This is a genomic window from Photorhabdus australis DSM 17609 (assembly GCF_000711895.1).
Taxonomy (GTDB): Bacteria; Pseudomonadota; Gammaproteobacteria; order Enterobacterales; family Enterobacteriaceae; genus Photorhabdus; species Photorhabdus australis.
The window spans coordinates 18,946-34,748 of record NZ_JONO01000005.1 but is presented as its reverse complement, the minus strand read 5'-3'; the positions used below and the strand labels follow the sequence as shown (position 1 = coordinate 34,748).

13 protein-coding genes and 1 tRNA gene are annotated in these 15,803 nt (G+C 41.2%); 6 read left to right on the top strand and 8 right to left on the bottom strand.

Going from position 1 to position 15,803, the window contains the following annotated elements:
* Window positions 1-42 precede the first annotated feature (42 nt).
* The gene (locus BO26_RS01955; protein WP_036768374.1) at window positions 43-1,011 is read right to left on the bottom strand and encodes an IS30 family transposase; all 969 of its coding nucleotides are present in this window, start codon (window positions 1,009-1,011) and stop codon (window positions 43-45) included.
* Window positions 1,012-1,273: 262 nt separating this feature from the next.
* Here BO26_RS01955 and sstT point away from each other — a divergent pair, with 262 nt between their 5' ends.
* Complete coding sequence (gene sstT / locus BO26_RS01950) at window positions 1,274-2,521, top strand: serine/threonine transporter SstT (protein WP_036768373.1); 1,248 nt, start codon at window positions 1,274-1,276, stop codon at window positions 2,519-2,521.
* Window positions 2,522-2,652: 131 nt separating this feature from the next.
* Here sstT and BO26_RS01945 read toward each other — a convergent pair whose 3' ends face one another.
* Window positions 2,653-4,674 (bottom strand): oxidoreductase, encoded by a 2,022-nt coding sequence (locus BO26_RS01945; RefSeq protein ID WP_036768372.1) that lies wholly within the window; start codon window positions 4,672-4,674, stop codon window positions 2,653-2,655.
* A 386-nt stretch (window positions 4,675-5,060) separates the two neighbouring features.
* On the opposite strand from BO26_RS01945, the gene BO26_RS01940 reads away from it, so the two are divergent.
* Window positions 5,061-5,660 (top strand): GNAT family N-acetyltransferase, encoded by a 600-nt coding sequence (locus BO26_RS01940; RefSeq protein ID WP_036768371.1) that lies wholly within the window; start codon window positions 5,061-5,063, stop codon window positions 5,658-5,660.
* Window positions 5,661-5,712: 52 nt separating this feature from the next.
* Here the strand turns inward: BO26_RS01940 and BO26_RS01935 are convergent, their stop codons facing one another.
* Window positions 5,713-6,654, bottom strand: a complete 942-nt coding sequence (locus tag BO26_RS01935) for a VirK/YbjX family protein (protein WP_036768370.1) — start codon at window positions 6,652-6,654, stop codon at window positions 5,713-5,715.
* 741 nt (window positions 6,655-7,395) lie between these two features.
* Here BO26_RS01935 and BO26_RS24775 point away from each other — a divergent pair.
* Window positions 7,396-7,563: a hypothetical protein gene (locus BO26_RS24775; RefSeq protein ID WP_477706999.1), complete on the top strand. Its 168-nt coding sequence runs from the start codon at window positions 7,396-7,398 to the stop codon at window positions 7,561-7,563.
* Window positions 7,564-7,885: 322 nt separating this feature from the next.
* Here BO26_RS24775 and BO26_RS01930 read toward each other — a convergent pair.
* Window positions 7,886-7,962, bottom strand: a tRNA-Ile gene (locus tag BO26_RS01930).
* Window positions 7,963-8,204: 242 nt separating this feature from the next.
* Here BO26_RS01930 and BO26_RS01925 point away from each other — a divergent pair.
* Window positions 8,205-8,969 (top strand): GNAT family N-acetyltransferase, encoded by a 765-nt coding sequence (locus BO26_RS01925; RefSeq protein ID WP_036768369.1) that lies wholly within the window; start codon window positions 8,205-8,207, stop codon window positions 8,967-8,969.
* A 78-nt stretch (window positions 8,970-9,047) separates the two neighbouring features.
* Here the strand turns inward: BO26_RS01925 and rpoD are convergent, their stop codons facing one another.
* The 3 genes from rpoD to rpsU all read right to left on the bottom strand — a co-directional run bounded on the left by rpoD (window position 9,048) and on the right by rpsU (window position 13,151).
* Window positions 9,048-10,898, bottom strand: a complete 1,851-nt coding sequence (gene rpoD / locus BO26_RS01920; protein ID WP_036768367.1) for an RNA polymerase sigma factor RpoD — start codon at window positions 10,896-10,898, stop codon at window positions 9,048-9,050.
* A gap of 171 nt (window positions 10,899-11,069) precedes the next feature.
* Window positions 11,070-12,815: a DNA primase gene (gene dnaG / locus BO26_RS01915; protein ID WP_036768364.1), complete on the bottom strand. Its 1,746-nt coding sequence runs from the start codon at window positions 12,813-12,815 to the stop codon at window positions 11,070-11,072.
* A 120-nt stretch (window positions 12,816-12,935) separates the two neighbouring features.
* Complete coding sequence (gene rpsU, locus BO26_RS01910; RefSeq protein WP_001144069.1) at window positions 12,936-13,151, bottom strand: 30S ribosomal protein S21; 216 nt, start codon at window positions 13,149-13,151, stop codon at window positions 12,936-12,938.
* A 302-nt stretch (window positions 13,152-13,453) separates the two neighbouring features.
* Between rpsU and tsaD the strand changes: the two genes are divergently transcribed.
* Window positions 13,454-14,467 carry a tRNA (adenosine(37)-N6)-threonylcarbamoyltransferase complex transferase subunit TsaD gene (gene tsaD / locus BO26_RS01905; protein ID WP_036768362.1) on the top strand — a complete coding sequence of 338 codons (1,014 nt, stop codon included), beginning with the start codon at window positions 13,454-13,456 and terminating at the stop codon, window positions 14,465-14,467.
* A 72-nt stretch (window positions 14,468-14,539) separates the two neighbouring features.
* On the opposite strand, the gene plsY is transcribed toward tsaD, so the two are convergent.
* Complete coding sequence (gene plsY / locus BO26_RS01900; RefSeq protein ID WP_036768361.1) at window positions 14,540-15,196, bottom strand: glycerol-3-phosphate 1-O-acyltransferase PlsY; 657 nt, start codon at window positions 15,194-15,196, stop codon at window positions 14,540-14,542.
* A 107-nt stretch (window positions 15,197-15,303) separates the two neighbouring features.
* Here plsY and folB point away from each other — a divergent pair, with 107 nt between their 5' ends.
* Window positions 15,304-15,654, top strand: a complete 351-nt coding sequence (gene folB / locus BO26_RS01895) for a bifunctional dihydroneopterin aldolase/7,8-dihydroneopterin epimerase (RefSeq protein ID WP_036768360.1) — start codon at window positions 15,304-15,306, stop codon at window positions 15,652-15,654.
* The last annotated feature ends 149 nt before the right edge of the window (window positions 15,655-15,803 follow it).

The window sequence follows — 15,803 nt, the reverse complement described above, 5'->3', positions numbered from 1 at the left end:
AATGATTGTGTTTCTTGGATTCACATAATAAGTGCAACATCGTTAATCCGGAAGTAAACATGTTCGTATTCCTTTAAATAATTCATTCGGTGTTTTCCCTCCCCGTGTTTTTCGGGGGCGATTATTTAATCGGTTTACCACAAAATTTATTTCCTGATCAGAGACTTCATTAAAATCCGTTCCCTTTGGAAAGTATTGTCTGATGAGTCCATTGATATTCTCATTTATCCCTCTTTCCCAAGGCGAGTAAGGGTGAGCAAAATAAATTTGGGTTTCTAATTTTTTACTCATGATTTCATGCTCTGCGAACTCCAAACCGTTATCGAATGTGATGGTCTTAACCCTTTGTTTTAACGGGTATAATACTTTCACTACCGCTTTTGCGACTTCTAATGCCCGCTTGCTATCAAGTTTAACAATTATGGTATACAACGTTTTGCGGTCAACCAGGGTTAATAAGACACTTTTTTTATCTTTCCCCATTATCGTATCACCTTCCCAGTCGCCAATACGTTCTTTTTTATCAACGAATTCCGGACGCTCATCAATACTGACCCGATTTTTAATTTTGCCTCTTTTTTCATAGCGACCATAGCGTTTACGATAAGGTTTTCTGGCAATTCGCAGATGTTGCCATAAATCACCCCCCTCTATTTTATCTTGATAAATCAGCCTATAAATCGTCTCATGATGCAAAAATATCCCTTTATGCCGCTTCAAATAATCAACCACCTGTTCAGGACTTAAATCTTGCCAAATTAACCGTTTTATCCATTTTTTGACTTCCGGCGTTATTTTTACGGCTTTTTTAGCAAAATGACGACGAGCTAATCCCTTCAAATGAGCCTGTTCAGGGCAATAGGTTTGAACTTCTTGATTTCTCTTCAACTCTCTGCTGATGGTCGACGGGCTTCGCTTAAGTGACTCAGCAATGAAACGCTGTGAAAAACCTGCTTTTTTTAAACTGGAAATCTGGTATCTTTCTGTTTCGGTCAGTTGTATATAGGTCATTGTGCATTTTCCTGTGGCGGGAAAGATGCCTACTATAGCAACTGACCGCCCTTCTGAAAAATTGCACTTATTAGTCGAATCCGCCTTTTGTAAATGTATAAATTGCCGTTTTGATCACATAAATGTAAATATATTGTTAATAAGTGCTGACAGAGTTGTATATTTTAACTGTTGCTGTTTTCACCATTTTTGGCTTCCCTATACTTAGGGACCAAACACAAAAATATAGACTCAGCAGAATTGTTAATAAAATGGATTAGCTATGGAAAAACGAAAGAGTGGCTTCGTGTATTACATTATGCAAGGTAGCCTGGTTAAACAAATTTTGATAGGTTTAGTTGCAGGGATACTGCTAGCGTGGTTAGCACCTTCGGTTGCCAAGTCAGTTAGTTTGCTTGGAACGTTGTTTGTTGGTGCTTTGAAAGCAGTAGCTCCGATATTGGTATGGATTTTGGTTATGTCTTCTATTGCTAACCATAAAGAAGGTCAGAAAACCAATATTCGCCCAATTCTTATCCTCTATATCTTGGGCACTTTTTCCGCAGCGCTGGTTGCTGTGGTCGGTAGCTTTATATTTCCGTTACAACTGATATTGGTTGTCAATGATGCTCAGATGTCTCCTCCTGAAAACATTATGGAGGTGATTAAAGGGATGTTGGGGAATGTTGTTGCTAATCCGGTGAATGCATTACTGAATGGTAACTATATCGGTATTCTTGCTTGGGCTATTAGTCTTGGTATCGCACTGCGTCATGCAACGGATTCAACTAAATCCCTAATTCATGATATGTCTGAAGCGGTTACTCAGGTTGTTCGGGTAGTTATTCGTTTGGCACCGATTGGTATTTTTGGTTTGGTGTCTTCAACAATTGCAGGTACCGGATTTAATACTCTGTTGGGATACGTCTATCTGCTGGGTGTATTACTGGGTTGTATGTTGGTTATGGCACTTGTTGTAAACCCATTGATTGTTTACTGGAAAATTCGTCGCAATCCTTATCCTCTGGTGTTTGCTTGCCTGCGTGAAAGTGGTGTAACTGCATTTTTTACTCGCAGTTCGGCGGCAAATATTCCGGTGAATATGGCTATGTGTCGCCGTATGAATTTGCATGAAGATACTTATTCTGTTTCCATCCCTTTGGGGGCAACGATCAACATGGAAGGGGCAGCGGTGACTATCACTGTTTTGACTTTGGCTGCGGTAAATACGCTTGGGATGCCGGTTGATCTGCTTACAGCATTGTTGCTAAGTGTGGTGGCTGCAATTTGTGCATGTGGTGCTTCTGGTGTGGCTGGTGGTTCCTTATTGTTAATCCCTCTGGCGTGTAGCATGTTCGGCATTTCTAATGAAATTGCTATGCAGGTGGTGATGGTAGGTTTGATTATTGGTGTATTGCAGGATTCAGCAGAAACTGGCCTGAATTCTTCTACTGATGTATTGTTCACCGCTGCTGTGTGTCAGGCTGAAGATGACCGTCTGGCATCGGATCAGCTAACTCGACGTAGTTGATTGATAGAGGCTTAATCTGGCCGACATTAGAAGATGTAATAATTGGTAAAAAAGAATAAGGAGTCCGCGCCAGGAATGGCGCGGCTTGGGTATCTACTGTATCTTCACGGGTTTATACAAGACCATTTTTATCAGATTCTCAGTCCTAATTGAGTTCCCTGATTGATAGCTTGTCGGGCATCCAGCTCAGCTGCTACGTCTGCTCCACCAATAAGGTGCACTGTTTTTCCCGCTTGTTGTAATGGCTGATACAATTCTTTTAGTGGTTCTTGTCCAGCACAAATAACGATGTTATCTACTGCGAGACAGCTCTGTTCTCCATTACAGCTGATATGTAATCCCTGATTATCTATTTTCAGGTATTGAATATTGTTGATCATTTTCACACCACGCATGTGCAGATTGGTTCTATGCACCCAACCTGTTGTTTTACCTAATCCTTCACCAACTTTTGTAGATTTACGTTGTAATAAATAAATTTTTCGGGGGGAGGGTTCCGGCTGAGGACCTTTAGGAGATAATCCACCACGATGTGTCAGATTTTTATCAATACCCCATTCTTCGCTGAAAGCGGTACTATCAAGGCTGGTATTTTTTTCTGGCTGACTTAGATATTCTGCAGTATCAAAACCAATTCCTCCGGCGCCAATGATAGCCACAGTTTGACCGACAGTTTTTTTGTCTCTTAATACATCCAGGTAGCTCAGCACTTTTTCGTGATGAATACCATCAATAGTGAGTCGGCGAGGTACAATGCCACTAGCGATGATTATCTCATCGAAATCAGAAAGTGTTTCTGTAGTTGCGGTTTGATTCAGCCGTACATCAACATGATGGATTTCTAACTGACGTTGAAAATAACGTAATGTTTCATGAAATTCTTCTTTACCAGGGATCTGTTTGGCAATATTGAATTGCCCGCCAATTTGTCTGTCACGTTCAAACAGTGTGACATGATGACCACGACTGGCAGCAGTCACTGCAAATGACAATCCAGCAGGTCCGGCACCGACAACCGCCAGTTTTTTAGGCGTAGTCACAGGTTTGGCATCCATTTCTGTTTCATGACAAGCGTGGGGATTAACCAAGCAAGAGGCTATTTCACCGACAAAAATTTGGTCCAGACACGCCTGATTACAGCCAATACAAGTATTAATCTCATCAGCCCGTCCTTGTTGAGCTTTTAGAACAAATTCAGCATCAGCCAGAAAAGGTCGGGCCATAGAAACCATATCGGCACAACCTTGTGCTAGCACTTGTTCTGCAATTTGTGGATCATTAATTCTATTTGTTGTAATCAGTGGAATGGAAACTTTCCCCATCAGTTTTCGAGTTACCCAGCTAAATCCAGCGCGGGGAACCATAGTGGCAATCGTTGGAATTCGTGCTTCATGCCAGCCGATACCCGTATTGATGATAGATGCCCCTGCTTGCTCAATAGCGACAGCTAATTGCTCGATTTCCTGCCAATTAGAACCCTCTTCTACGAGATCTAACATTGAAAGCCGGTAAATCAGAATAAACTCTTGTCCAGTTGCCTGGCGGACAGCTTTGACAATCTCCACAGCTAAGCGCATTCGATTCTCAAAGCTTCCGCCCCATTTATCTTGACGATGATTGGTACGAGCAGTCAAAAACTGGTTAATCAGATATCCTTCAGAGCCCATGATTTCCACACCATCATAGCCTGCTTGCTGTGCCAGTTTTGCACAGTGGGCGAAGTCAGCAATTGTTTGCAGAATATCTTTTTCTGTCATTTCACGAGGTATGAATAGATTAATCGGTGCCTGAATTGCAGAGGGGGCGACAAGCTGTGTTTGATAGCTGTAACGGCCAGTATGCAGGATTTGCATTGCAATTTTTCCATCAGCCTGATGAACCGCCTCTGTAATGATTTTGTGGTAGTTAAGCTCTTTTTCATCTGCCAGGAATGCACCGCCTTTTCCTATAACACCTTGCTTATTTGGTGAAATGCCTCCTGTGACAATTAATGCTACACCTCCAGCAGCCCGTTCAGCATAAAAGCGAGCAAGTCTCTGAGCACCATCGGGATGTTCTTCCAGCCCGGTGTGCATTGATCCCATAAGAACACGGTTTTTTAGTGTGGTGAACCCCAGGTCTAAAGGGGTAAACAGGTGAGGATAGTGGCTCATTGCAATCTCCGTCGGGTGTTTGTCAATCATAATCAGATTATTGTTATTGTGCTCGAAACCACCGGGTAAAATTCCAAGTGGTCGGATGAGATAATGCTTCAAATTTAGATGGAATAAGGTTAATTGGGAAAAAAATGTTAAATGAATGTGATGGATATCATGAAATCTGGTTCCTTCATGGTCTTAATATTTTTTTCTGAACGATGAGGCAGGAACATGGCAGATTGAAATTGTTAGTTTTTTCCAAGTTGTATTAGTTATCATGTTCCTCGCCGGTGGTCGTTTAACTTTGAATGAAAGATGAATTTCTCATATATTAACCTCATTCCGATTTTAGTTACGGGATAGGGTAATGTCTTCTATCTATTTGATAAAAAGCAACTATTATGAAAAGGCAAATGACTAAATGGATAACTTTGGTAGGAAAAGGAGTTACTCTTGAACCTCTGACACACCAGAGGAATGATGAATTTATACAGGCAATTGAAGAGGGGGAACTGTATAAATTGTGGTACACCAGCATTCCTGCGCCGGCTGAGCTAAGCAAAGAAATTGATCGCCGTTTATTTCTACATGAAAAAGGCACTATGTTGCCTTTTGCTATTGTTGACCCTCGGACGGGTAAAGCAGTTGGAATGACAACTTATATGAGTATTGATCCTAATGCTCGCCGGGTGGAAATCGGTTCCACTTGGTATGCGCGTTCTGTTCAGCGGACACATATCAATACAGAAGCGAAATATCTGCTATTGAAATATGCTTTTGAAGAATTGGATTGTATTGCAGTAGAATTCCGTACCCATTTTCTTAATCATCAGAGCCGGAAAGCGATAGAACGGCTGGGGGCAAAACTCGATGGAATTCTGCGTAATCATACTGTATCTAAAGAGGGCAGTATTAGGGATACTTGTGTTTACAGCATCATCAGCTGTGAGTGGCCTACAGTTAAAACCCATCTTGAATGGCAGATGGTTAAGCCAAGGTAAATTAATTTTAAGATCAGGCCGTCCTGAGAAAGTTGACTGCCTGATTCTAATTTTAATTTGAAGACAGGGAATCCCGCATTTCATTGTCCAGTTCGTCCAGTAATTGATAACGGCGGCGATATTCAGCTCGTTTTTTACTGGCTATATCTTCAAGAGATTTTCTTTCAATGGATAATGGTAAATAAAAATCTTTATTTTTTTTCTTTTCTCCACCTAATGATTCCCAAAAAGCGTCGTAGTCAGCAACTAATTTGTCTTTCTTTTTGTGCCAATAACGCAGGCTTTTATAGATATGAGTATCATTGCTGGCTGCCAGAATTTGCTGACATCCAAAGTGAGCAGCAAAGTGGCAGACGGATTCAAGTAGCAAGCGTTTCGGAAATAAACCATGGCAATCTTTCGTTGCATGGCGGATAATGTCAAGGGTCGTGTCTTCTTTAGAACCTTGTAGTCCACCAATAAACAGTGTCTTTTTACCGGCAATAGTCAATAGTGTAAAGGCACATTTTGCCAGAATTTTATTATCTTCTGTTCTAATAAATAAAGTGAGTTCACCTTCCTTATTAAAACAGTCCATGGAATCTATAAAAATAGTATAAGTTCCACTTTTACCATTGATAACTGCTAATGGATATGCATTGGAACAAAATATTTTATTAATAATGGACTTATTTAACCCGGTAAATAAGAGTTGATAATGTTCATTTATTGCGCGTAATGTTTGTCCCCTGTTGAAGTTGATACTCAAATAAGGGCGATGTAACTTAGATGGCAAACATGGCTGTTTTTTCAAAATATCCAGATAAAATGGTGTATTAACTATCTGGTTTAAGAGTTTTAGTGTTGATATTGGCATCAATGCACTACGCAAAGCAAACTTAGTGCGGTTCTGTGCAGAATACCAATGGGGGCTGGGACTGATTTTTTTTCCGACTAAATCTGTAAACAGTCGAATACCTGAGCTAGCAGGTTGATATTGATATATATATTCCATTTCTTTTCCTAAGACAGCAGGATGAAACAACTTAAACAGCTTATTATACTATTTAAGTGTTAAACAAAATTTAAACAAATTTTCAGTTTGTGTTTTTTGGGACAAAAAAACAACAATTGTTTAATTAATGTTTAATAACCAATGGTGTTTTTATTATTTTTTTATTATCGGTTTAGTTTTTGAGATTTTTTTGTTGTAAAAATGTGTGGGAATATGAAGGGAGTTGCTATGGTTTGGTTTAATATTAGATGCCGTTTTTAACAAATTGAGTAGGCTGGTATTAGCTGTAAGTGAACAATATTAGGTATGTTTTATTTTAACGCAACTTAGTTAAATTATTAGTATTTTTATATCATTTTATTTTTATTCTTTTTTTATGTTATTATTAAATATGGAATTTATGTGTTTTTATATTTTTATCATAATGTTGTTATAATCTTCACATATTTTCATTGAATTAATTTACGCAGATAGAATATGACATTTATTTTTATTATTAATTTATATTCATGTTTTTTGGGGATAGATTACTTAATATTACTTCACAAAGAAATCATTAGTGGCCTTGAGCATCAAGATCTTGAGGATTGGAAAAGGTAACTTAAGTGACAATGTCCCTCTTTGATGGTGGCGATTCAAACAGGGTTTGCAGACCGGCGTTCATTTCCGGCGAGGTGTTAATCTCCCCTGTCTGAATCGCCATAGAGGGGCGATAGCAGGCTCCGCACCCGCCTGCACGTTTTGGATCAAAAAATTATTTCAGTTTTAAAATCCTACAAGGCAAACTGCCAAACCGCGCCAATACTGGCGGAGTGGGAGAAATCACAAACTGAAATGATTGAAAAGATTTTCAGGAAATTTCAGTTTGTAGATCCAGGAAGAATCACGGCAGAAAGGTTAACACAATGATAGTAAGGAAATATTTCTATTTTACGTAAGAAGTAAGATCACGAAGATAAGCCGAAGGAAATTTCAAAACACAGTACTAGTGCGGTCTCGTGGCTATTAGAAAATTGAAATCGACTAAGTTAAGTAAATATATTTTCATTGGCAGAAAATTTTTTTCGCGTTTGATTCGTTCGGTTAAAAAACAATCTTCCTTGTGTATGAACAATGGCACAACAGAGACATAAAAATTTTCTCAGGGGACAAAAAGGGGGCACTGGCTAAAAGACATAAAAAAACCACTCTTGCTTGAGTGGTCTATCTATCTGTTTTCACAGCTAAAATCTGGTGGCCCCTACTGGACTTGAACCAGTGACCAAGCGATTATGAGTCGCCTGCTCTGACCAACTGAGCTAAGGGGCCGTTGAGTGAGAGGGATTATACGTACAGTTTTGCTTGCGGTCTAGACCTATAAATTTATATGACCATTTTGTATACAAAACTTGGTTTTTATTAAGTAGTAAAAGAGGTTAACGATATATATTGGCTATTTTTATGGCTAATTTAACGTTTTTATAAGTTATCGACTTAATTTTTAATAAGATATTTTGTGTTGTTGATTATATTATGATCACGATAATCAATGTATTTTTATGGGTGATTATATGAATAATAAACATCTTCCTTCTGTTTCTTCTTATCACCAGATGGAAAATTACTTTTTCTCGTCTATTAGTCAGTTGTCTCAACATATAAACGAGCATGTGCGGGTATATGTGACTGGGATTGAAGCAGATATTTTTAATTTTTTGTTGGTAACAAAAGGATGTGTTGATGTAAGTGATTTTCTGCGTTCAGGTGTTAAATTTTTAGAACATACTGGGCTACCTTTTGGCGTTGTTTTTGTTGAGGATGAGGACCTGCGTGTTCAGCAAGATATTCAACAAGCTAATTTTGTTAATGGTGGGGTGACCACTGCTATGCAACTAAATTTATCTGAATGGCATAACAAGCCAGTCAATCACGATATTCGATGTGTTGATATTGTTTTGCAGGATTGGTCTATTCCGCTTGAGAGTGCTTTTGCATCTGAGGAATATAATGTTACCAGGCAATATCTGGAGCGGCATCAGGCGGCAGTTGAAGCTGGAAAACAACTAAAACACTATGCGCTGTACGTGGATGGTAGTCCTGTATGTTCTTTAACTTTATCAATACTGGATAATATGGCGCGTCTAGATGATATTGGTACGGTTGTGGAAGTGCAGGGAAGGGGGTATGCGACTGCATTGATAGAATATGCCCTAAATGAGGCGAGGATTAATGGTGCGGTAGTTTGTTACCTGGAAGCTTCAGCTGATGGTGTTTCTTTATATAAACGTCTCGGTTTTGCTCCATTGTTTGATTATCAGAGTTTTTATCGCGATTGATATTGGTATTGTGAGTAAAAAAACAAAAGCGTCTGCCGGAGCAAACGCTTTTCAATCAAGCATGATTAAAATTTTTGATTATTCATCAAGGAAGCTACGCAGAACTTCAGAGCGGCTTGGATGGCGCAGTTTACGTAATGCTTTCGCCTCGATTTGACGAATACGTTCACGGGTGACGTCAAACTGTTTACCGACTTCCTCCAGTGTATGGTCAGTATTCATATCGATACCGAAGCGCATGCGCAATACTTTTGCCTCGCGTGCAGTTAACCCAGCCAAAACATCGTGGGTTGCTGAGCGCAGGCTTTCTGAGGTTGCAGAATCCAGCGGCAGTTCTAGCGTTGTATCTTCAATAAAGTCACCCAGATGTGAATCTTCATCATCACCAATCGGGGTTTCCATTGAGATAGGTTCTTTGGCGATTTTCAGTACCTTACGGATTTTGTCTTCCGGCATTAACATCCGTTCTGCCAATTCTTCCGGTGTTGGTTCGCGTCCCATTTCCTGCAACATCTGGCGGGAAATACGATTGAGTTTGTTGATTGTCTCGATCATATGAACGGGAATACGAATGGTACGAGCTTGGTCAGCAATAGAACGTGTAATTGCTTGACGTATCCACCATGTGGCGTAAGTTGAGAACTTGTAACCACGACGATATTCAAATTTATCAACCGCTTTCATCAGACCAATATTGCCTTCTTGGATCAGATCCAGGAATTGCAAACCACGGTTGGTATATTTTTTAGCAATTGAAATAACCAGACGTAAGTTAGCTTCAACCATCTCTTTTTTCGCACGGCGGGCTTTTGCTTCACCGATAGACATACGACGGTTGATATCTTTCACTTGTTCAATGGTTAAACCAGTTTCTTCTTCAATCTGACGAAGTCTTTGCAGACTACGTTGTATTTCTTCTTCAACCTCAAGTAATTTTTCAGACCACGGCTTGTTCATTGCTTTTGCAGCGGTGAACCAGATGTCACTAGTTTCATTACCGGAGAATAAAGTGATGAAGTTTTTCTTCGGCATTTTGCACTGCTCAACACACATTTTCATAATTTGTCGTTCTTGAAGGCGAACGCGATCCATCATAGAACGCATGTTGTTGACCAAGTAATCAAACTGTTTTGGTACTAGGCGGAACTGTTTGAAAATTTCTGATAGTTTTAAGATTTCGGCAGTAGTATTTGCATGGTTACGGCCGTGTTTCTTAATTTCCTTACGGGTGATTTCATACTGTTCGTGCAATTCCTGGAATTTTTGACGAGCTAATTCCGGGTCAATGCTGTTGTCATCATCACCATCGCTATCGTCATCGTTGTCTTCATCGTCTTCATCATCATCGTCATCAAGCTCTTCTTGTGGGAGTTCAGAACCAACGTGAGTTGCGGTAGGTGCGAGGTCTTCTTCTGCGTTCGGATCAACGAAACCGGTAATTAGATCTGACAGGCGAGCCTCACCTGCTTCTACGCGGTCGTATTGTTCCAGTAAATAAGTAATTGCTTCAGGGTATTCAGCAACAGAGCATTGTACCTGATTGATGCCATCTTCAATGCGTTTAGCAATGTCAATTTCACCTTCCCGGGTCAATAATTCAACGGTACCCATTTCACGCATGTACATACGTACCGGGTCGGTGGTACGGCCGATTTCAGATTCAACGCTAGATAGGACTTGTGCAGCAGCTTCCACAGCGTCTTCATCTGTGTCGTTAGTAGTTTCTGCTAGCATCAGATCATCGGCATCAGGTGCTTCTTCCATTACCTGAATGCCCATGTCATTGATCATCTGGATGATATCTTCGATCTGATCGGAATCGACGATATCTTCCGGCAGATGGTCATTGACCTCAGCATAGGTCAGATAGCCTTGCTCCTTACCACGGGTGACAAGTAGCTTTAGCTGTGACTGCGGGTTTTGCTCCATAAGACGGTATCCACACTTCAGAGTATTTGGGTTGGTGTCGGTCGGCAAAACTAATCTGCCAACAATAACATTTAGGGGCGTTTTCGTTATATTGCCACTGCCCACTTATAGCGGCAAAATGTAGGGTTTTGTCCCTACCTAAATGCGGCACTTAAGCCGTGAATTCAGTGTTTACTTTCTGGCACGGGACTCATTAATTAAGCGGACTTCTTCACGCTCTTCCTGTGTCAGACCTTCAGTCCTTGCCCTGGCGATAAGAATGTCTAAACGTTCTTCTAACGCAGAATCGACGAGGTGATCCAATGCGTCACGAAATGTATTTTCTGCTATTTCTTCTACTTGTATATCGTTCCATGTAGCTAATTTTTCAAGTTGTTTACTAAATTTAGTATCACGATATTGTTCTAGTAGCTGTCCAGTTGTTAGCCCCGGTTGAGTACGGCAAACCTCCACAAGCTCCATAAATAATGGTAAGCCTGCAATCTTGGCCTGCATAATTCCCTGTAGAGGGGGAACTAAAGCAGCTAAGTGTGGGTTTTGTACCAACAGTCCTATAAGTATACGCATAGTTGTCGGTTTTAGCTGCGGCATCTGATAATTATTCCCGTTTTCCAGACGCTGTGGTAATAAATGCTCCAACTGTACTGCATCAGGAATGCCTATCATATTACCGAGTTCTTGCCTCATATAGAGGCGTAAAGTTTCCCCCGGAATTTGGTTGATTAATGGTACGGAAAGTGAGCTGAGCTTGGTTTTTCCTTCTGGACTGCTGAAATCAACTTGTGGCAATAATGATTCGAACAAAAATTCGGATAATGTATGAGATTGTTCCATTCGTTGCTCAAATGCTTTGCGGCCTTCTTTGCGAACCAGTGAATCAGGATCTTCGCCATCAGGCAAAAACATAAAACGTAACTGCCTACCATCATTTAGATAAGGGAGTGCTGTTTCCAATGCCCTCCATGCAGCGTCACGTCCGGCTCTGTCGCCATCGTAACAACAAATGACGTTATCGGTAGCGCGGAAAAGTAATTGAATATGTTCCGATGTAGTTGAAGTGCCTAATGAGGCAACAGCATAATCAATACCAAACTGCGCTAGCGCCACCACGTCCATATAACCTTCAACCACTAATAATTGTGAAAGCTCATTGTGACTTTGCTGTACTTCATAAAGGCCATATAATTGGCGGCCTTTATGAAAAATTTCAGTTTCTGGTGAGTTGAGATATTTAGGGAGTGCATCTCCCAGAACTCGTCCACCAAATGCAATCACGCGCCCTCTGCGGTCACGGATTGGAAACATCACTCGTTCGCGAAAACGGTCATAAGTGCGGCCATTATCATTTGCGACCAACATACCGGCGTCATTTAATTGTTGACGTTCTTCCGCGCTACGAGCAAACCGTTTCAAGGTGTTATCCCAACCTGCAGGAGCGAAACCAATCGAGAAACGGAGGATAACTTCTTCACTAAGCCCGCGCTGAGCCAGATATTGCCGGGCTTGTTGTGCAGCGGAGGTATTTAATGAATTCTGATAGAAGCTGTTGAGCTTATCCATCAATTGATAAAGATTTTGCCTTTGGTGGCGTTCTATCTGGCTACTACCAGAACCGGCTTCATAAGGCACTTCCAACCCGTGCATGGTTGCCAATTCTTCGATGGATTCAACAAACTCAAGTCTGTCGTAATTCATCAGAAAATCGATAGCGTTACCGTGAGCTCCGCAACCAAAGCAATGATAAAACTGTTTATCGCCATTAACAGTAAAAGAAGGCGTTTTCTCGTTATGAAACGGACAACACGCGTGGTAATTTTTACCCTGTTTTTTAAGTGGCACACGAACATCGATCAACTCGATGATATCGGTACGAGCTAATAAATCATTGATAAATGCGCGCGGAATTCGTCCAGCCATAAGCCCTTTTACGCCCGTTGATGAACGACAATAAGCCGCGCTTCCTTTTGGAAAGCACGGCCTTTATCTGCAACTACTATTATCTGCAAATTTAACCACTGTGCGGGTGAACCGCAAGGATTAATACAGACGAGTGCGGCGTGCGTTTTCGCGAGCCAGCTTCTTAGCGTGACGTTTTACAGCAGAAGCTTTAGCGCGTTTACGTTCAGTCGTTGGTTTTTCATAGAATTCACGACGACGAACTTCTGCTAACACACCTGCTTTTTCGCAGGAACGCTTGAAGCGACGCAGTGCTACGTCGAATGGCTCGTTTTCACGTACTTTAATTACCGGCATGTGCCTTTCACCTCAATAGAAATCGGTTTTGCTGGCGTGATATGCCAGCCATCTTAAAATGGTGCGGAATTTTACTTCAACGGATACGGCTTTGTAAAGCGCCGCAGCAAATTGAAACAACATTACATGATGACCTGCAATGAGATTTGCAAATCAGTTTTGTAATATTGACGATAACCACACAGGAACTTCACGTAGGGCGCTGATTATAGACTAAACAGCAAAAATAGTCAGCATGTAAACCCCGCAAATTATCTCATTAATGATAAACTGGCTCCCTTCCGTGGACTATGGGTAGTGTAATGCGAGTTTTAGGTATAGAAACGTCTTGCGATGAAACCGGAATCGCAATTTATGACGATAAGGCCGGTTTATTGGCAAATCAATTATACAGTCAGATTAAATTACACGCTGATTATGGCGGTGTTGTGCCTGAGCTAGCTTCACGTGACCATATCCGCAAAACAGTTCCTTTGGTTCAGGCTGCTTTGAAAGAAGCAAAATTAACGAGTAAAGATATTGATGCTGTTGCTTATACAGCTGGCCCTGGTCTGGTTGGTGCATTACTAGTAGGGGCGACTATTGGTCGCTCTCTGGCATTTGCCTGGGATGTTCCTGCGGTTCCTGTTCATCATATGGAAGGACATTTACTAGCTCCGATGCTGGAAGATAACAGTCCTGAATTTCCGTTCGTGGCTTTGTTAGTGTCTGGTGGTCATACTCAGCTCATTAGCGTAACAGGTATCGGTGAATATGAGTTGCTTGGTGAATCAATAGATGATGCTGCTGGTGAAGCATTTGATAAAACAGCTAAATTGTTAGGGTTGGATTATCCAGGAGGGCCGTTGCTCTCTAAAATGGCTCAAAGAGGAGAAGTGGGGCGTTTTGTATTTCCGCGCCCGATGACTGATCGTCCTGGGCTGGATTTTAGTTTTTCCGGACTGAAAACTTTTGCGTCTAATACTATTCATAACAATAGTAATGATGAGCAGACCAGAGCGGATATTGCCCGGGCTTTTGAAGATGCGGTAGTTGATACATTAGCGATCAAATGCAAAAGGGCTCTTGATCAGACGGGATTCAAACGGCTGGTAATGGCTGGTGGTGTCAGCGCTAACCGTACATTGCGCACCAGAATGGAAGAGGTCATGGCAAAATTAGGTGGTGAAGTATTTTATGCACGTCCGGAATTCTGTACAGATAATGGTGCCATGATTGCGCTTGCTGGTATGATCCGTTTGAAAGGCGGAGTGAGTGATTCTCTGGGAGTGACTGTCAAAGCCCGCTGGCCGTTGTCTGAATTACCTGCCTTATAATTCTTCTTTAATGTAATGAAAATAAAAAGCCAGTAATTCAGTCAGTTACTGGTTTTTTATTTATATCTGTTGTTAATCTTTTTTTCCTTCTTGATTCTTTGCTTGAATTTTTTCTTGTTCAGTCATCTCTTTTTGCTTTTTCAGTTTGTTCCAGATACGGTTTTCCTGACCGCGCCAAAGGCGTTGAATATTATCATGGTGACGTAGTAGCACCAGACAGCAAAGCATGGCAACTGGAAAAGTAAATTCAGGTTTAAACCACCAGACATAGAAAGGGGCAATTAAGGCGCTGACAATTGCGCCTAAAGAGGAGTAGCCACTTAGTAAGACTGTCAGTAGCCAGGTACCGGTCATCAAACCCATGAGATCCCAACCAATGGCGGCAATAGCACCAAAAGCAGTTGCGACACCTTTACCACCTTTAAAATGGAAAAAGATTGGATAAATATGACCGAGGCAAGCGGCTATTGCGGTAATCCCCAAATAGAAAGGGGATACATTAAGCTGATAAGCCAGCCAGACTGGGATCATTCCTTTTAGAACATCAAAAATCAGTACTATTGCTGCAGTACTGCGGCCACCAATCCGCAATACATTCGTCGCTCCTGGATTGCCTGAGCCATGTTGGCGAGGATCAGGCAACCCAGCCAGACGGCAGATCAGTATTGCGCTGGAGATCGAACCGCAAAGATACGCGAAGATAATCATACCAAGCGCGATAGCACTCATAATGTTTCTCCAATAATAATGGTCGTTTTCTTAGCTTATCCATGGATAATACGCATATTTAGTCGGAAGTGGTATCCGACAAGTTGAAAATATAGGAAAGCGATGTGATGGATATCGTATTTATTGAGGAATTAGTTGTCATCACTACCATTGGTGTTTATGACTGGGAACAAACCATTAAGCAGAAGTTAGTGTTCGATATCGAAATGGGCTGGGATAACAAACGCGCATTTTCTAGTGATAATGTTGAATATTGTCTGGATTACGCCAAAGTTAGTGAAGCGGTTATCAACCATGTAGAGAATCAGAATTTTGCTCTGGTTGAAAGGGTGGCTGAAGAGGTGGCTGATTTGTTGTTAAACCGCTTTAATTCACCGTGGATACGGATAAAAGTCAGTAAACCGGGGGCTGTAGCACGGGCTCGTCAAGTTGGCGTTATTATTGAAAGAAAAAAATAGTCTGATCAGCAGTGAATTCAGTTGTCATATTGTTGTCATTGTTCTTACCATAGCTTGGCACGCAGCATCGCTAAGCTTAATAATATGTCAATTTGATTAATGACAATGGGAAAATGGCAGCAGGGTTATTCCGTGTTGCCTGTTTCGGA